This is a genomic window from Pseudomonas sp. AD21 (assembly GCF_002878485.1).
In the GTDB taxonomy this organism is placed as follows: Bacteria; Pseudomonadota; Gammaproteobacteria; order Pseudomonadales; family Pseudomonadaceae; genus Aquipseudomonas.
Map to the genome: position 1 here is coordinate 1 of NZ_NQYG01000001.1, position 15,969 is coordinate 15,969.

At 61.1% G+C, this 15,969-nt stretch carries 18 protein-coding genes; 12 read left to right on the forward strand and 6 right to left on the reverse strand.

The features are described from left to right. Positions 1-199: 199 nt before the first annotated feature. Together rhtA and PseAD21_RS00010 are read left to right on the forward strand one after the other, a co-directional pair. Complete coding sequence (gene rhtA / locus PseAD21_RS00005; protein ID WP_102353947.1) at positions 200-1,087, forward strand: threonine/homoserine exporter RhtA; 888 nt, start codon at positions 200-202, stop codon at positions 1,085-1,087. 169 nt (positions 1,088-1,256) lie between these two features. After that, a complete protein-coding gene (locus tag PseAD21_RS00010) occupies positions 1,257-1,538 on the forward strand; it encodes a hypothetical protein (protein WP_102353948.1) in 282 nt (93 codons plus the stop codon). Between the two features lies 1 nt (position 1,539). Here the strand turns inward: PseAD21_RS00010 and PseAD21_RS00015 are convergent, their stop codons facing one another. Next, positions 1,540-2,118: a TetR/AcrR family transcriptional regulator gene (locus PseAD21_RS00015; protein ID WP_102353949.1), complete on the reverse strand. Its 579-nt coding sequence runs from the start codon at positions 2,116-2,118 to the stop codon at positions 1,540-1,542. Positions 2,119-2,210: 92 nt separating this feature from the next. On the opposite strand from PseAD21_RS00015, the gene PseAD21_RS00020 reads away from it, so the two are divergent. After that, on the forward strand, positions 2,211-2,939 hold the full coding sequence (locus PseAD21_RS00020; RefSeq protein WP_102353950.1) for an SDR family oxidoreductase: 729 nt from the start codon (positions 2,211-2,213) through the stop codon (positions 2,937-2,939). Positions 2,940-2,979: 40 nt separating this feature from the next. Next, positions 2,980-3,576, forward strand: coding sequence for a 2-hydroxychromene-2-carboxylate isomerase (locus PseAD21_RS00025; protein ID WP_102353951.1), 597 nt, complete (start codon positions 2,980-2,982; stop codon positions 3,574-3,576). 48 nt (positions 3,577-3,624) lie between these two features. Here PseAD21_RS00025 and PseAD21_RS00030 read toward each other — a convergent pair whose 3' ends face one another. The 4 genes from PseAD21_RS00030 to PseAD21_RS00045 all read right to left on the reverse strand — a co-directional run bounded on the left by PseAD21_RS00030 (position 3,625) and on the right by PseAD21_RS00045 (position 7,835). Beyond that, positions 3,625-5,433 carry an aminopeptidase P family protein gene (locus tag PseAD21_RS00030; RefSeq protein WP_102353952.1) on the reverse strand — a complete coding sequence of 603 codons (1,809 nt, stop codon included), beginning with the start codon at positions 5,431-5,433 and terminating at the stop codon, positions 3,625-3,627. A 56-nt stretch (positions 5,434-5,489) separates the two neighbouring features. Next, a complete protein-coding gene (locus PseAD21_RS00035) occupies positions 5,490-6,656 on the reverse strand; it encodes an aminotransferase class V-fold PLP-dependent enzyme (RefSeq protein WP_102353953.1) in 1,167 nt (388 codons plus the stop codon). Positions 6,657-6,861: 205 nt separating this feature from the next. Continuing rightward, entirely contained in the window at positions 6,862-7,476 is a 615-nt protein-coding gene (locus tag PseAD21_RS00040) for a LysE family translocator (protein ID WP_064588463.1), read from the reverse strand. 101 nt (positions 7,477-7,577) lie between these two features. After that, positions 7,578-7,835 carry a hypothetical protein gene (locus PseAD21_RS00045; protein ID WP_102353954.1) on the reverse strand — a complete coding sequence of 86 codons (258 nt, stop codon included), beginning with the start codon at positions 7,833-7,835 and terminating at the stop codon, positions 7,578-7,580. Between the two features lie 407 nt (positions 7,836-8,242). On the opposite strand from PseAD21_RS00045, the gene msuE reads away from it, so the two are divergent. From msuE to PseAD21_RS00065, 4 genes are all read left to right on the forward strand, one after another. After that, positions 8,243-8,806, forward strand: a complete 564-nt coding sequence (msuE, locus tag PseAD21_RS00050; protein ID WP_102353955.1) for an FMN reductase — start codon at positions 8,243-8,245, stop codon at positions 8,804-8,806. A 10-nt stretch (positions 8,807-8,816) separates the two neighbouring features. Further along, a complete protein-coding gene (gene ssuD, locus PseAD21_RS00055; protein ID WP_102353956.1) occupies positions 8,817-9,962 on the forward strand; it encodes an FMNH2-dependent alkanesulfonate monooxygenase in 1,146 nt (381 codons plus the stop codon). A 133-nt stretch (positions 9,963-10,095) separates the two neighbouring features. Beyond that, on the forward strand, positions 10,096-11,283 hold the full coding sequence (locus PseAD21_RS00060) for an acyl-CoA dehydrogenase family protein (protein WP_102353957.1): 1,188 nt from the start codon (positions 10,096-10,098) through the stop codon (positions 11,281-11,283). Positions 11,284-11,307: 24 nt separating this feature from the next. Further along, a complete protein-coding gene (locus tag PseAD21_RS00065) occupies positions 11,308-12,411 on the forward strand; it encodes a sigma-54-dependent Fis family transcriptional regulator (RefSeq protein WP_102353958.1) in 1,104 nt (367 codons plus the stop codon). On the opposite strand, the gene PseAD21_RS00070 is transcribed toward PseAD21_RS00065, so the two are convergent. Further along, entirely contained in the window at positions 12,408-12,773 is a 366-nt protein-coding gene (locus PseAD21_RS00070; protein WP_102353959.1) for an antibiotic biosynthesis monooxygenase, read from the reverse strand. The two genes, PseAD21_RS00065 and PseAD21_RS00070, sit on opposite strands and share 4 nt — an antisense overlap. Positions 12,774-12,866: 93 nt before the next feature. On the opposite strand from PseAD21_RS00070, the gene soxR reads away from it, so the two are divergent. From soxR to PseAD21_RS00090, 4 genes are all read left to right on the forward strand, one after another. Beyond that, entirely contained in the window at positions 12,867-13,316 is a 450-nt protein-coding gene (gene soxR, locus PseAD21_RS00075; RefSeq protein ID WP_102353960.1) for a redox-sensitive transcriptional activator SoxR, read from the forward strand. Positions 13,317-13,422: 106 nt separating this feature from the next. After that, positions 13,423-13,881, forward strand: a complete 459-nt coding sequence (locus PseAD21_RS00080; protein ID WP_102353961.1) for a VOC family protein — start codon at positions 13,423-13,425, stop codon at positions 13,879-13,881. Between the two features lie 231 nt (positions 13,882-14,112). Next, entirely contained in the window at positions 14,113-14,988 is an 876-nt protein-coding gene (locus tag PseAD21_RS00085; protein ID WP_102353962.1) for an alpha/beta fold hydrolase, read from the forward strand. A 23-nt stretch (positions 14,989-15,011) separates the two neighbouring features. After that, complete coding sequence (locus tag PseAD21_RS00090; protein ID WP_102353963.1) at positions 15,012-15,962, forward strand: LysR substrate-binding domain-containing protein; 951 nt, start codon at positions 15,012-15,014, stop codon at positions 15,960-15,962. The last annotated feature ends 7 nt before the right edge of the window (positions 15,963-15,969 follow it).

The following is a 15,969-nucleotide window of genomic DNA, read 5'->3' on the forward strand; positions in this document are numbered from 1 at the left end:
AAGGAGTTTTCCGTTTCGACTGCGCCGGAAGTGGGGCGAATTATAGACATCTGAAATCTGCCGTCAACCGTTAATTTCAGTTTTCTGTCGAGACACTGAAAAAGCCTGCTTATATATAGACGCAATCCCGGCGAATGCGCAGTATATTGCCCAACACCTAAAACAATACCCTGCTCCTACCTTCGGATGATGCCTCGCAATGACTGACCAACCTCGCTCTCTGGCCTCAATGCTGTTCCCGGTTGGCCTGTTATTAATAGCCATGGCATCCATCCAGTCCGGCGCGTCGCTGGCCAAGAGCATGTTCCCGGTGGTCGGCGCTCAGGGTACGACCACCCTGCGCCTGATCTTCGCCAGCGTGATCATGTTGATACTGCTGCGTCCATGGCGCGCCAGGTTGACAGCCCAGTCGCTGCGGACAGTGATCGTTTATGGCATGGCGTTGGGCGGAATGAATTTCCTCTTCTATATGTCATTGCGAACGGTACCGCTCGGCATCGCCGTCGCACTCGAATTTACCGGTCCGCTGGCAGTCGCCATTTATGCCTCTCGCCGCGCCATCGACTTTCTCTGGATAGCCTTGGCTGCGGTCGGCCTGCTGTTGCTGATCCCCACTGGAGCGACAACCGCAGGAATTGATCTGGTCGGGGCTGGTTATGCCTTGGGCGCCGGCGTCTGCTGGGCACTTTACATTCTGTTTGGCCAGAAGGCCGGCGCTGACAACGGCGTCACCACCGCCGCTTTGGGCGTAATGATTGCCGCACTGTTTGTTGCACCGATTGGCATTGTCCACGCCGGCGCAGCTCTGCTGACGCCGTCACTTATCCCGATCGCCATCGGCGTCGCGGTCCTGTCGACCGCTTTGCCCTACACGTTGGAGATGGTCGCCCTCACCCGTATGCCCGCTCGCACCTTTGGCACTTTGATGAGCATAGAACCCGCCTTTGGCGCGCTGTCGGGGCTGCTGTTTCTGCAGGAATACCTCACGTTGTCACAATGGATGGCGATCCTGTGCATAATTCTGGCCTCCGTCGGGGCAACCATGACCATGGGCAGCACCGCCAAGCCTGCCGTTGCGGCAGATTGAAACAGGATTTGACGAAGGTCTGGCAATTGGCGCTCATTTAGGCCATGTTTAGGCCCCTTAACTCAGTGCCAGATATGGATTTTTTCGGACAGGGACATCGAAACGCTTAAAGCGCAAGCGAATACAGGCAGACCCGAGCGTCAGACTCGTGGCTACCATAAGGACGGTAATGAAACGAATTTTGATACTGATCGCTGTGTTGGCAGTAACGGGGTGCGCAGCGACCTCCGAGACCCAAGTGAAGCACGGCAGAAAAGGGTTGCACATCAACTGTTCGGGGCTGTCGTCCTCCTGGGACAAGTGTTACACCAGCGCCGCCAATGCTTGCGCTCCGAAGGGCTACAAGGTCATTGCCAAATCGGGGGACGCCGTGGAAGAGCCAGGCGACTACCCGTTCGGTCTCAATCCGGCTGGCTATACCAGTCGAAGCATGATCGTCATCTGCAAATGAATCATTCTGGCTGCTCGCTTCGTCGAGCAGCCAGTTGACGCCCGATCTCCTCATGACTGGACTTCAATGCCGTCCGTTGAATCTCCGGCGTCACCAGCATCCGCGCAACCACCAACGCGCCGACGCATTGCGACAGAATCGCCCACGCAAGGCTGTCACTCTCCAGAATCTGCGCCCAACGGGTCTGCAGTCGGCAAATCCACAGCTCCGCCTGCTCGCGCACCTGAACATCTGAACGGGCTATTTCCGCACCCAGCGTCGGCAAGGCACACCCCGATTCAGGCTGCTCTACGTGTGCCATGCTCAGGTATTGCTTGAGACAGCGCTCCAGCCGCTCGCGATCCTGCTCGCCTCTCCCACCCAGTCGCTCCAGACTCTGACCCAACTCACGCTCGACGATTGCCGTGAACAGCTCATTTTTCGACGAGAAGTGGCTATAGAACGCGGCGCCACTCAGGCCGATGGCTTTCATCAAACCATCCACTCCGACCGTCGAAAATCCAGCTCGCTTTGCCGACAACGCACTGCTGTTCAGCAGTTTTTCCCGGGTTTCCAGCTTGTGACCGGCGGAATACCGCATGTGTTTGTCCTCTTGATCCAGCGCCTTGACGTTGCCCGAATCCTAGCATAACGTTCGTTCACTTAACGATCGTTTACCAAAGGGGTCTACCCATGAATAACAAGAAGGTCGTATTGGTTGTCGGTGCTGGCGATGCCACCGGGGGAGCGATTGCCAAGCGCTTTGCCAGAGAAGGCTTTGTCGCGTGCGTTACGCGACGCAGTGCCGACAAATTGCAGCCTTTGGTCGAGGCGATTCAGGCTGAGGGTGGAGAAGCACACGGATTTGCCTGCGATGCGCGCAAGGAAGAAGACGTGATTGCGCTGATTGAAGAGATCGAGACCCGCCTCGGCCCGATCGAGGCATTTGTCTTCAACATCGGCGCCAACGTGCCTTGCAGCATTCTTGAAGAAACCGCGCGCAAGTATTTCAAGATCTGGGAGATGGCCTGTTTCTCCGGTTTCCTCAATGCCCGCGAAGTGGCCAAGCGCATGGTCACCCGCAAGCGCGGCACTATTGTGTTCACTGGCGCCACCGCCGGGTTGCGCGGCGCCTCGGGGTTTGCGGCATTTGCCGGTGCCAAACACGGTATCCGCGCACTGGCACAAAGCATGGCGCGCGAGCTGGGCCCGATGAACATCCATGTTGCGCATGTAGTGGTCGATGGCGCTATCGACACCGACTTCATTCGAAACAGTTTCCCGGAGAAGTACGCGACCAAGGATGAGGACGGTATTCTCAACCCCGAGCACATCGCCGAAAACTACTGGTATCTGCACAGTCAGCCACGGGATGCCTGGACATTCGAGCTGGATCTGCGCCCGTGGAACGAACGCTGGTAAGCCCTGCCTCCTCCATAACAATAAATAGAGAGCAGCGAAGATGACGAAAACCGTGGAGTTCTATTTCGACCTCGGCAGCCCGGCCACTTATCTGGCCTACACCCAGTTACCGAAAATCTGTGCCGACACCCATAGCGAACTGAGCTACACCCCGATGCTGCTGGGCGGCGTGTTCAAGGCGACCGGCAATGCCTCACCGGCGATGATCCCGGCCAAGGGGCGCTACATGTTTCAGGATCTGGATCGCTATGCCAAACGCTATGGTGTGCCACTGAAGTTCAATCCGCACTTCCCGATCAACACGTTGATGCTGATGCGCGCCGTCACCGGCATACAACTTCGGCAGCCGGAGCGTTTTCAGGCGTTTATCGATTGTCTGTTCAAGGCACTGTGGGTGGAGGGACGCCCTCTCGATGAGCCAGCGACTGTCGCAGGGGTATTGAGCGAACATGGCTTCGATCCCAATGAAGTCCTGGCCCTGACCAATGACGAAGCAGTCAAGGCAGCACTCAAGGACAACACCGAGACAGCCATTAAACGCGGCGTGTTTGGTGCGCCGAGTATGTTTATCGGCAATCAGTTGTTCTTCGGCCAGGACCGCCTCGACTTCGTCGAAGAAGCCCTGCGTCAGGCCTAAACCCAGAATAGAACCCAGGCGCTGGCAACAGCGCCCGGGTTTCAGCCATCAGATAGCCGCTGTCCGCGTGTTCAACCACGCCAGCGCACTGCCCTCAAGCAACGGACTCAGACGCTCACGCACTTCGGCGTGATAGGCGTTGAACCACTGTTTCTCTTCCTGCGTCAGCAAGGACGGTTCCAGGCAGCGCGTATCGATCGGGCACAGGGTCAAGGTTTCAAACTTGAGGAACTCGCCAAACTCGCTGCTGCCCGCCTCGCGATTCATCGCCAGGTTCTCGATCCGCACGCCCCAACGGCCTGGACGGTAAGTGCCCGGCTCGATGGACGTGATCATCCCCGGCTGCATCGCCGTTTGCGGTGCCGGTGCGGCCTGATAGGCGATCACCTGTGGGCCTTCGTGAACGTTGAGGAAATAGCCGACTCCATGACCGGTGCCGTGACCATAATCCACGCTTTCAGCCCAGATCGGCGCACGCGCAATGGCATCGAGCAGCGGCGACAGAATGCCTTTCGGGAATTGTGCCCGCGACAGTGCAATCACGCCTTTGAGCACGCGCGTGCAGTCACGCTTCTGCTCGTCCGTTGGCGTACCGACCGGCACCATTCGGGTGATGTCGGTCGTGCCGCCCAGGTACTGGCCGCCCGAGTCGATCAGCAGCAAGCCGTCGCCCTCGATCACCGCGTGTTCTTCTTCGGTGGCGTGATAATGCGGCATTGCACCGTTGGCGTTAAACGCGGCAATCGTGTTGAAGCTCAGCGACACATAATCCGGACGACGTTCGCGGGCCGCGGTGAGTTTCTCGTCGATGGTCAATTCGGTGATGCGTTCGCGCCCCCAGGCCGACTCCAGCCAGGCGAAGAATTCGCACAGCGCCGCGCCATCCTGCTCCATGGCCTTGCGAATGTGCTGCGCATCGGCCTCGCTCTTCTGCGATTTGGCGAGAGTGGTCGGGTTCAGGCCTTCGACCAGTTTCACGCCGTCGTCCAGGTTGTCCAGCAAACCGCTGGTCACGCGCGCCGGATCCACCAGCAGGCTCGCGCCGTTTGGCACGGCGCGCAAGGCGTCGGCCACTTCGCGGTAATCACGCAGGGTCACGCCATCCTGCTCCAGTACCGCACGCAACTCGGTATCGACCTTGCTCAATGCCACAAACAGGGTCGCTTGCTGTTGATTGATCAACGCGAACGACACAAACACCGGGTTGAACGAGACATCCCCGCCCCGCAGGTTGAACAGCCAGGCAATGTCGTCGAGGGTGGCGATGAAGTGCCAGTCGGCGGCGCGCTCCTGCAAGGTCTCACGCAATTTGGCGAGTTTCTCGCCACGGCTGACCGTCGCCTGCGGTGGCAGATGCTGATAAATCGGCGCGTTCGGCAGGCTCGGGCGATCGGCCCAGACTTCATTCAACAGATCGAGGTCAGTACGCAGACGCGCACCACGAGCTTCAAGCTTGCTAATCAACGTACGCGCCGCGGCCACGGCCATCACCGCACCATCGACCGCCACAACGCCACCTTCCGGTGTCTGCTCGGCCAGCCAGTCCAGCGGACTCGGTTGCCCCGGTTGCAGCTTGACCAGTTCGATGCCGCTGCCCTTGAGTTCCTTGGTCGCCTGTTCCCAGTAACGACTGTCGGCCCAGACCCCGGCGAAATCAGCGGTGACAATCAAAGTGCCGACCGAACCGTGGAACCCCGAGAGCCATTGCCGCCCCTGCCAGTATCCCGGCAGGTATTCCGACAGGTGCGGGTCGGCCGATGGCACCAGCAACGCATGAATGCCTTCGCGGCGCATCAGTTCACGGGTGTGCGCCAGGCGCTGGGGAACCGTTCCTTCGGTCAAAGTCTGGGTACTCATCATGTCTCCTGCCAATCACTTCATCGTTATTGTTCGTAGCCGTGGAAGTCGGCTGGTTAACGCCCTGTCGCCCAGAATGCCGGGGCACTGGTGCAGGCGCCTTTGATCAGTTCTGCCGCCTGATCGATATCGTCGGTGGTGGTGAAACGGCCGAGGCTCAGGCGAATGGTGCGACCGGCCAGATGAGCGTCATGCCCCAGTGCCAGCAGCACGTGGGAAGGCGCGTCGCTCGCCGAGTTGCAGGCCGAAGTCGCGGAAAACGCGAGCGAATGGCTCAAGGCTGCACTGTTGAACTCGCCTTCGCTGAACGTCAGGCTCAAGGTATGCGGGATGCGCTGGTTGACGCTGCCATTGAGGCGTACGCCCGGCAGGCTCAGCAACTGTTCGAGCAAGCGTTCGCGCAGGGCCACGATGGCGTTTTTCTCCTCATCGAACGCGGCGGCAGCCAGGGCAAATGCGGTGCCCATGCCGGCGATCTGATGCGTCGCCAAAGTCCCGGAGCGCAAGCCGCCTTCGTGTCCGCCGCCATGAATCTGCGCTTGCAAACGCTGTTGCGCGCGGGGGCCGACATACAGCGCACCGATGCCTTTGGGGCCGTAGAGCTTGTGCGCCGAAAACGACATCAGATCCACCGGCCACTGCTGCAGATCGATCGCCACTTTGCCGGCGCCCTGCGCCGCATCGACATGGAACAACGCCCCACGGCTGCGCACGACTTCACCGATAGCCGGGATGTCGTTGAGCGTGCCGAGTTCGTTGTTGACCAGCATCAGCGACACCAGAAACGTGTCATCGCGCATTGCTTCGCTGACAGCCTGCGGGGTGATCAGGCCCTCGGCGTCCGGCACCAGATAGGTCACCGCAACGCCGGCGTCCTGCAGTTGCCGGGCGGTATCGAGGATGGCTTTGTGTTCGATCTGGCTGGTAATGATGTGTCCGCCGGCAACGCCGCGCGCCTGGGCCACGCCTTTGAGGGCGAGGTTGTTGGATTCGGTGGCACCGGAGGTCCAGACGATCTGCGCGGCCTCGGCACCCACCAGTTCGGCGACTTGCCGACGAGCGTGCTCGACCGTTTGCCGGGCCTGCTGGCCGAAGGCGTGAGAGCTGGACGCCGGATTGCCGAAGTTGGCGTGAAAACCCAGACAGTCGATCATCACCTGGATGACCCGCTCGTCCACCGGGGTGGTGGCGGCGTAATCGAAATACAACGGACGCTTATTCATAAAAGACTCGCAGAGCGTGTTCCGGGATCAGGAGGCTCGTATCTGCAAACGGCACAGCGCAGCCTTGTGAGCTGCGCGTCGGTTGGAGAGCGTCATCAATACCTGATCGGATGCCGTTAAAGAAGAACAACTTCATTTAAAAGTGCGTAGGAACGCTCCTGAAGCCGAGCTTAACAGGCATCGGGCCGGCGGTTGAAGCAATGCGTCAGTGAAAGCTTTCGAGAAGTAACGGGTACAGCGAAATCACCAACAGCGCGGCCATGCCCCAGTTGAATACGCGCAACCAGCGCGGGTCCTTCAGCACGTTGCGCAGCAGCGTGCCGCACGCCGCCCAGACGCCGACGCTGGGCAGGTTGATGATGGCGAACACCGCAGCAATCACCACGACGTTGGTGAAATAGCCCTGCATCGGCGTGTAGGTGCTGATGGCACCGATGGCCATGATCCAGGCCTTGGGATTGACCCACTGAAACGCGGCGGCACCCAGATAGCTGATCGGTTTGGCCTCGCCTTCCACACCCTCGCCCACCGGCCCCGAATGGGCGATCTTCCACGCCAGGTACAACAGATACGCGGCGCCGACATAGCGCAGCACCGTGTAGAGCAGCGGGTAAGTCTGGAACACCGCGCCCAGGCCAAAGCCCACCGCAACCACCAATACGAAGAACCCGCAGGTGATGCCGAGCATATGGGGAATGGTGCGGTTGAAACCGAAGTTGACCCCCGACGCCAGCAACATGGTGTTGTTCGGCCCCGGTGTAATCGAGGTGACAAGAGCAAACAGGGCAAAGCCCAACAGCAGATCAAGCGAGAGGGTCATGGGGGTAATCCGTCGAGGGTCATTCAGGTGTTGACCCTATCGCACGGCAGCCCGCAAACCCACGGACAGTTGGGTAAAACTTCGAGCAGTACAGTTTGCTATCAGCTTGGACGACCGTGCAGCTGTATGGCACGTCCGGCACTCATTTCAGCTTTCTTGTCGAATGGCGATTGGCCGAGCAGCGCGGATTTTTTCGCGTGGTATTCGTCGAAGGACAAGCCGCTGCGATTCAGCGCTTCCATCGCCAGTTCGCGGCTTTCTTCGGCGGTGTACGGTCGTAGTTCGGGGGAAACGTGGGTGGCGCAACCGGCGAGCACGGAGACAGCGAGCAGCAGCGAAACAGTCAGTAAGCGATTCATGGGGGAGCGTCCTGGCGAGCGGTGTTAGTCGATGGACAAAGGCTACGCCCGCGCCCGCCCGGGCAAAAATCAACGCTCTCAATAGTGGCTATCAGGATTTCAGCTTATCGGCCTTATATCCCTTAAAGATCTATAAATATCGATTAACGTTCTTTTACGGAATAACAGGCAGCCGCTATAAATCCCTTCACACGGCGAACAACTGTTGCCCCAGCAACTGTTGCCCCAGCAACTGTTGCCCAGGCAACAGCAGATCAACAAACCCGCCTGATATCTGCACAACGCACTCGCGTCAAAACGCTCAACGCCCGGTAAACCGGGGCTCTCAGGAATTGGTACAGCGCTTGCTCAAGCCTTGGCACTTACTCACTGCTCGCTGAGCAACTGTTGATAAAAAGGAACTCATCATGTCGCGTCCCCTGAAAGTCGTCGCCTTGTCCGGCGGCACCTGGCGTCCCTCCCGCACGCTGGTGCTGACTCAGGCCCTGCTGGCCGAACTGGCCGGGCACCTGTCGATCGACAGCCACCTGATCGAACTCGGCGACATCGCCCGTGCGCTGGGCGCCGCGCTGTCGCGTCAGGAACTGAGCAGCGACGTCGAAGCCGAACTGCAAGCCATCGAACAGGCCGATCTGCTGATCGTTGCGGCGCCGGTGTATCGCGGTTCCTACCCGGGCCTGCTCAAGCATCTGTTCGACCTGATCGACCTCAATGCGTTGATCGACACTCCGGTGTTGCTGGCCGCCACCGGGGGCAGCGAGCGTCATGCGCTGGTGCTCGATCATCAGTTGCGTCCGCTATTGAGTTTCTTCCAGGCCGTGACCCTGCCGATCGGGGTGTACGCCACCGAGGCCGATTTCGCCGACTACCAGATCACCAGCGAGCCGCTGAAAACGCGCATCCGCCTGGCCGCCGAACGCGCCGCGCCACTGTTCGGCACGCAAATCAAACCGTTGCTGAAAATCGCTTAAGGAGCTGTTCATGGATGTTTTCTGGTTCCTGCCGACCCACGGCGACGGCCACTACCTGGGCACCACGCAAGGCGCGCGCCCGGTCACCCTGAATTATCTGAAACAAGTGGCGCAAGCCGCCGACAGCCTCGGCTACCACGGCGTGCTGATTCCCACCGGACGCTCCTGCGAAGACTCGTGGGTGATCGCCTCGGCGCTGGTGCCGTTGACCGAGCGCCTGCGTTATCTGGTGGCGATCCGCCCGGGAATCATCTCGCCAACGGTGTCGGCACGCATGGCGGCGACCCTCGATCGACTGTCCAACGGCCGCTTGCTGATCAACGTGGTGACCGGCGGCGACCCCGATGAAAACCGTGGCGACGGCAGCTTCCTCAGCCACAGCGAACGCTACGAAGTCACCGACGAATTCCTCAAGATCTGGCGCCGGGTGTTGCAAGGCGAGTCTGTGGATTTCGAGGGTAAACACCTGAAAGTGCAGAACGCCAAAGCCTTGTATCCGCCGGTGCAGAAACCGTATCCGCCGCTGTATTTCGGCGGTTCCTCCGACGCGGCGCATGACCTGGCTGCCGAACAAGTCGACGTGTACCTGACCTGGGGCGAACCACCCGCCGCTGTGGCCGAAAAACTTGCCGATGTTCGCGAACGCGCCGCACGGCATGGACGCAAAGTGAAATTCGGTATTCGTCTGCACGTGATCGTCCGCGAGACCGCCGAAGAGGCCTGGAAAGCTGCGGACAAACTGATCGAGCACATCAGCGACGAAACCATCGAGGCCGCGCAGAAGTCCTTCTCGCGTTTCGACTCCGAAGGCCAGCGGCGCATGGCGGCATTGCACGATGGGCGTCGCGACAACCTGCAAATCGCCCCCAACCTGTGGGCCGGTGTCGGCCTGGTACGCGGCGGTGCCGGCACCGCGCTGGTGGGCGATCCGCAGCAAGTGGCGGCGCGCATCAAGGAATACGCGGATCTCGGCATCGAGAGCTTCATCTTTTCCGGTTATCCGCATCTGGAAGAAGCTTACCGCTTTGCCGAACTAGTGTTCCCGCTGCTGCCGGAACCGTACGCGAGCCTGGCCGGACGCGGCGTGACCAACCTCACCGGGCCGTTTGGCGAAATGATTGCCAACGATGTGTTGCCCAACCAATCCAAGGCTTGAAGCCGATCCCCTTGTGGGAGCGAGCCTGCTCGCGAAAGCGGTGTGTCTGCGGCGGTGATGTCGACTGTGCTGACCTCATCGCGAGCAGGCTCACTCCTACAGGGGATCGCGTCGATTTGATGAGGAACACCGTGTGACCGCCAAACCACAAAGTACTTTGATATCCCCCTTGCAGACCGCCCGCCAGCTAGCCGCCGAATTCGCGCTCACCGCCGTCGAGCGCGACGAGCGCGGTGGCACGCCGAAGGCCGAGCGCGATGCCCTGCGCGACAGCGGCCTGCTGGGCCTGAGCATCCCAACGCGCTACGGCGGCCTCGGCGCGCGCTGGAGCGAAACCCTGCAGATCGTGCGCGAGTTCGCCAAGGTCGACAGTTCCATCGCCCACGTCTTCGGTTTTCATCACCTGATGCTCGCCACCGTGCGCCTGTTCTCGCGCCCGGAACAATGGCAGCCGTGGTTCGAACAGACCGCACGGCAGAACTGGTTCTGGGGCAACGCGCTCAACCCGCTCGACATCCGCACCGTGGTCAAGGACTGCGGCGGCTGGCGCGAATTTTCCGGCAAGAAGAGTTTCTGCTCCGGCGCCAGCGACTCGCAGATGCTGATCGCCTCGGCGGTGGACGAAAGCGTCGGCGGCAAATTGTTGATCGCGGCGATCCCCAGTGGGCGCAGCGGCATCACCCTGCACGATGACTGGAACAACATCGGCCAGCGCCAGACCGACAGTGGCAGCGCCACGTTCGAACGGGTGCGCGTCGAAGAATCCGAGCTGCTGCTCGATCCCGGCCCGTTGAGCACCCCGTTCGCCTGCCTGCGTCCGCTGATCGCGCAACTGATCTTCACCCACATGTTTCTCGGCATCGCCGAAGGTGCCTTTGAAGAAGCCCGGCAATACACGCTGAGCGAGACCCGGCTGTGGCACAAATCCGCGGCCCGCGATGTGCGCGAAGACCCGTACGTGCTCGCGCATTACGGCGAGTTCTGGGTCGCGCTGGAAGGCATTCGCCTGCTGGTCGAACGGGCCGCGGCGCTGCTCGACGACGCCTGGGCCAAAGGCCCGAATCTGAGCGCTGAAGAACGTGGGCATCTGGCCACGGCGATTGCCACGGCCAAGGTCGCCGCCAGTCGTCAGGGCCTGGAGATTTGCAGCCGCTTGTTCGAAGTCACCGGCGCGCGCTCGACCCACGCCTCGCTGCGCCTCGATCGGTACTGGCGCAACCTGCGCACGCAGACCCTGCACGACCCGCTCGATTACAAACTCCATGAGCTGGGCGACTGGGCGCTGAATCAGGCGCTGCCGGTGCCGACGTTCTATTCCTGATCTTGCCTTTAATGGAGCGAGCCCATGCAACTGCTGACCCTTCCACCCTCACCCGCCCTGGCGACGTCGATCCGCGCCACCGCGCAGGTCTTCGAAGACCCGAAATCCCAGGCCCTGCTCGCGCATCTGCAACAGGTCGCGCCGAGCGAAGCCAGCGTGCTGATCATCGGCGAGACCGGCACCGGCAAGGAGTTGGTGGCGCGGCACATCCACAATCTGAGTAACCGCCGCCATCGGCCATTCGTCGCGGTCAACTGCGGCGCGTTCTCCGAATCGCTGGTGGAAGCCGAACTGTTCGGCCATGAAAAAGGCGCTTTCACCGGCGCGCTCAGCGCCAAGGCCGGCTGGTTCGAAGAAGCGGACGGCGGCACCTTGTTCCTCGACGAAATCGGTGATTTACCGATGGCGATTCAGGTCAAGTTGCTGCGGGTGTTGCAGGAGCGCGAAGTGGTGCGCCTGGGCTCGCGCAAGAGCATTCCCATCGATGTGCGGGTGCTGGCCGCGACCAACGTGCAACTGGAGAAAGCCATCAATGCCGGGAATTTCCGCGAAGACCTGTTCTATCGCCTGAACGTGGTCAATCTGGAACTCAGCCCGTTGCGCGACCGCCCCGGCGATATCCTGCCGCTGACCCGGCATTTCATCGAGGCCTACAGCCAGCGCCTGGGTTACGGGCGGGTCAGCATCAGCCCCGGCGCCGAGCACAAACTGCGCAGCTACAGTTGGCCGGGCAACATCCGTGAACTGGAAAACGTCATTCATCACACCCTGCTGATCTGCCGCAACGGCGTGATCGAGCGCGATGATTTGCGCCTGTCGAACCTGCGCATCGAGCGCCCGGACGATCAGCAGGCGAGCGCCGACGATTCACCGGAAGCGCTACTGGAACGGGCCTTTCAAAAACTCTTCGAACAACAGGCCGGCGCCCTCCACGAAAAGGTCGAAGATGCCCTGCTGCGCGCCGCGTACCGTTTCTGCCATTACAACCAGGTGCACACCGCCGCCCTGCTCGGACTGAGCCGCAACGTCACCCGCACGCGGTTGATCAAGATCGGCGAACTGGCGGTGAACAAGCGGCGACTCACGGAGAACCTGCAAGGCGAACGCCTGATTCAGTTGTCGATCTAGCCCACCAGATTGCAGTGCAGCGCATCGTCATGACTGCGGGCGATGCTGCTCAGCACCTGGAATGAATTGAAGGTCACGGTTTTCGCCTGATGGGCGCGGATCAGTTGCCAGAAATCCTGCTCGCCGCTTTCAAAACGGCTGAACGCCGCCTCTCCGGCTTCGCGGGTCTGCCATTGCAGCAGGCTCAGCACCCGCCGACCGTCGTCGCTGACCTGGACGCTGGCGCTGACGAAGCCTGCGTAGCGCTGCGCCAGATGTTCGGTCTGCTGCGACAGCGCCGTCACCAGCGACGGTTGCTGGCGTGGTTCGATTTCGAATTCGATCAATTGGGTAAAGCTGCGATTTTTCGCTGACGTTTGCATGACAAGTCCCCACTCACCGTAAGACGAGTCTTGCGACTCGAAGGCCTGCAGGGTAAAACCTCTAGTTAAGTCAAGGTCAAGAGCCTTTTGCCAATGATTACTAAAGAAACCCTGCACAAGCCGCTCACCGTCGGCGAAGTCGCCGCCCGCAGCGGTGTGGCGGTCACTGCCCTGCACTTTTATGAAGCCAAGGGCCTGATCAAGAGCCAGCGCAATGCCGGCAACCAGCGCCGCTATCCACGGGAAGTGCTGCGTCGGGTGGCGCTGATCAAGGTCGCGCAACGCCTGGGCATTCCGCTGGCGGAGATTGGCGAGGCGCTGAAAAGACTTCCGGACGACCGCGCGCCGACCGCGGCGGACTGGAAAGTGCTGTCCGAGCAATGGCGCCGCGAGCTGGACGAGCGGATCAACCAATTGACCCTGTTGCGCGACCGGCTCACCGGTTGCATCGGTTGCGGCTGCCTGTCGATGGAAGCCTGCCCGTTGCGCAATCAGGGCGATGTACTCGGTGAACAGGGGCCAGGCGCGCATTTCCTCGGCTGACTGCTCGTCGGGCAAAAATCGTGGCCGCGCAGACAGCTCTATAGTGAACCTTCCACAAATCCGGTGGAGCCACACACCTCGCCAAACAAAGAACAGGGAGAACGTCATGAGCGTCAAACCCATTCCCGAGGGGTATCACAGCATTACCCCGTACCTCGGCATCCTCAAGGCCGCCGAAGCCATCGAATTCTATAAAAAAGCCTTCGGCGCCACGGTGGTCATGCGCCTCGACATGCCGGACGGCCGCATCGGCCACGCCGAACTGCGGATTGGCGACAGCGCGATCATGCTCGGTACGCCATGCGATCAAGGACCGCTGAGCGGTCCGGACAACAGCGTGTCGGTCGGTCTGCATCTGTATGTCACCGATGTCGACAAGTCCTTTCAACGGGCGCTGGATGCCGGGGCGAAAACGGTGTCCGAGGTCAAGGATCAGTTTTATGGCGACCGCAGCGGGACGCTGAAGGATCCGTATGGGCATCTGTGGTTTCTCGCTACGCGCAAAGAAGATCTGACCGAGGAGCAGATCAAGCAGCGGGCGATCGAGATGTTCAGTCAGGGTTGAGATCTTCAGCGTCTGGACCGGCCTCTTCGCGGGCAAGCCCGCTCCCACAGGGATCTCTGGTGTGAACACTATCGTGGTCAAACAGCAGAACACTGTGGGAGCGGGCTTGCTCGCGAAGGGGCCAGTGCGGACACATCACACTTCATGAACCACCACACCACGCTGCGCCTGTTGCTCCCGAACGTAAACAATTTCAGCATGCCGACAACGACTGAAAAAAGGATCAGCCCGATGTTAGCCGGATTCGTCAAAGACCAGCGCCACGTCAACGGCGTCGACATCGCCTACCGCCTCGGTGGCAGCGGCCCGGGCCTGTTGCTGTTGCACGGGCACCCGCAGACCCACGTGATCTGGCACAAGGTTGCCGAGCAACTGGCCGAGCACTTCACCGTGGTCGCCGCCGACCTGCGCGGTTACGGCGACAGCTGCCGGCCCGCCGCCGATGAACTGCACCGCAACTATTCAAAACGCGAAATGGCCAGGGACAATGTCGAGCTGATGCAAGCGCTGGGCTTCGAGCAGTTTTCGGTGCTGGCCCATGACCGTGGCGCGCGGGTCGCCCATCGCCTGGGCCTTGATCACCCGGCAACCGTGCAGCGGATGATGCTGCTCGACATCGCCCCGACCCTGTCGATGTACGCGCAAACCAACGAAGCCTTCGCCCGCGCCTATTGGCACTGGTTCTTCCTGATCCGCCCGGCGCCGTTGCCGGAAACCCTGATTGAGGCCGATCCCGAAGCCTACCTGCGCAGTGTGATGGGCAGCCGCAGCGCCGGGCTCAAGCCGTTCACCGATGAGGCGTTCAGCGAATACTTGCGTTGCCTGCAACGTCCCGGCAGCGCCCGGGGCATTTGCGAAGACTACCGCGCCAGTGCCGCGATCGATCTGGAACATGACCGCGCCGACATTGCCGCCGGCCATCAACTGAATCTGCCGCTGCGGGTGCTGTGGGGTGCCGACGGCACGGTCGGGCGCTGCTTCGATCCGCTGCACGAATGGCAGCAAGTGGCAACAAATGTCAGCGGCAAGGCGCTGCCGGCCGGGCATTATCTGGCCGAGGAAGTGCCTGATCTGCTGCTCGCCGAAGCCCTGGATTTCCTGCGCTGAATCGAGCGTTCCCTGCCGATGCTATGCTGGCGGCTTGTGCCGCCAATGCTCGCTCCGACATGTCCCAGAACCAAGACCCCGTGCCCCTGCCCGAAGACCTGCGCGTACTGCTGACCGTGATCCGCAAGAACGGTTTCGCGGCCGCTGCCGACGAGTTGGGCCTGTCCCCGGCCTACGTCAGCAAGCGCATCCAGATTCTCGAATCGACCCTCGGCACTCGCCTGCTGCACCGCACCAGTCGCCGCGTGTCTTTGACCGAGGACGGTGAACGGGTACAGCGCTGGGCCTTGCGTATCCTCGATGACTTCCAGCAACTGCGCGATGACCTCGCCGACGCCCACGACAGCCCGCGCGGGCGTTTGCACATCTGCAGCAGTTTCGGTTTCGGCCGCAACCATGTGGCGCCCGCCGTTTCGCTGCTGGCCGAGCGTCACCCGCAGTTGCAGATTCGCCTGGACCTGTTCGACCGCGCGGTGGACATCGTCAACGAGGGCTTCGATCTGGAGATCCGTGTCGGCGATGACCTGCCCGGTCAGCACATCGGCCGGCAACTGGTGAGCAACCGCCGGGTGCTGTGCGCAGCTCCCGAGTACCTGCAACGCCACGGCACGCCGCAAGCGCTGGACGACTTGCAACAGCATGATTGCCTGGTGATCAAGGAGCGCGACAACGCCTTCGGCATCTGGCACCTGGATCGCGACGGCGCGCAGGAAAGCGTGCGAGTCAGCGGGCCGTTGTCGTCCAACAACGGCGAGATCGTCCTGCAATGGGCGCTCGACGGACGCGGCGTGTTGCTGCGCTCATTGTGGGATGTGAAACCGCTGCTGGAGCAAGGCCGGTTGATGCCAGTGCTGGCCGATTACAGCCAGAGCGCAAATGTCTGGGCGGTGTACCCGACGCGGCTGGCCAGCTCGGGGAAGCTGCGCGCGTGTGTGGAGTTTTTGCAGGGGCATTTCAAGGATCTTTCGCTGTAAACACAGT

Bases quoted from the DNA above. Each gene is read 5' to 3' on its own strand.
- PseAD21_RS00010 (WP_102353948.1), top strand. From the start codon at position 1,257: ATGAAACGAATTTTGATACTGATCGCTGTGTTGGCAGTAACGGGGTGC.
- PseAD21_RS00070 (WP_102353959.1), bottom strand. From the start codon at position 12,773: ATGCAAACGTCAGCGAAAAATCGCAGCTTTACCCAATTGATCGAATTC.
- msuE (WP_102353955.1), top strand. From the start codon at position 8,243: ATGTCGCGTCCCCTGAAAGTCGTCGCCTTGTCCGGCGGCACCTGGCGT.
- PseAD21_RS00025 (WP_102353951.1), top strand. From the start codon at position 2,980: ATGACGAAAACCGTGGAGTTCTATTTCGACCTCGGCAGCCCGGCCACT.
- PseAD21_RS00065 (WP_102353958.1), top strand. From the start codon at position 11,308: ATGCAACTGCTGACCCTTCCACCCTCACCCGCCCTGGCGACGTCGATC.
- ssuD (WP_102353956.1), top strand. From the start codon at position 8,817: ATGGATGTTTTCTGGTTCCTGCCGACCCACGGCGACGGCCACTACCTG.
- PseAD21_RS00040 (WP_064588463.1), bottom strand. From the start codon at position 7,476: ATGACCCTCTCGCTTGATCTGCTGTTGGGCTTTGCCCTGTTTGCTCTT.
- PseAD21_RS00085 (WP_102353962.1), top strand. From the start codon at position 14,113: ATGTTAGCCGGATTCGTCAAAGACCAGCGCCACGTCAACGGCGTCGAC.
- PseAD21_RS00090 (WP_102353963.1), top strand. From the start codon at position 15,012: ATGCTGGCGGCTTGTGCCGCCAATGCTCGCTCCGACATGTCCCAGAAC.
- PseAD21_RS00015 (WP_102353949.1), bottom strand. From the start codon at position 2,118: ATGCGGTATTCCGCCGGTCACAAGCTGGAAACCCGGGAAAAACTGCTG.
- PseAD21_RS00030 (WP_102353952.1), bottom strand. From the start codon at position 5,433: ATGAGTACCCAGACTTTGACCGAAGGAACGGTTCCCCAGCGCCTGGCG.
- PseAD21_RS00045 (WP_102353954.1), bottom strand. From the start codon at position 7,835: ATGAATCGCTTACTGACTGTTTCGCTGCTGCTCGCTGTCTCCGTGCTC.
- rhtA (WP_102353947.1), top strand. From the start codon at position 200: ATGACTGACCAACCTCGCTCTCTGGCCTCAATGCTGTTCCCGGTTGGC.
- PseAD21_RS00020 (WP_102353950.1), top strand. From the start codon at position 2,211: ATGAATAACAAGAAGGTCGTATTGGTTGTCGGTGCTGGCGATGCCACC.
- PseAD21_RS00080 (WP_102353961.1), top strand. From the start codon at position 13,423: ATGAGCGTCAAACCCATTCCCGAGGGGTATCACAGCATTACCCCGTAC.
- soxR (WP_102353960.1), top strand. From the start codon at position 12,867: ATGATTACTAAAGAAACCCTGCACAAGCCGCTCACCGTCGGCGAAGTC.
- PseAD21_RS00035 (WP_102353953.1), bottom strand. From the start codon at position 6,656: ATGAATAAGCGTCCGTTGTATTTCGATTACGCCGCCACCACCCCGGTG.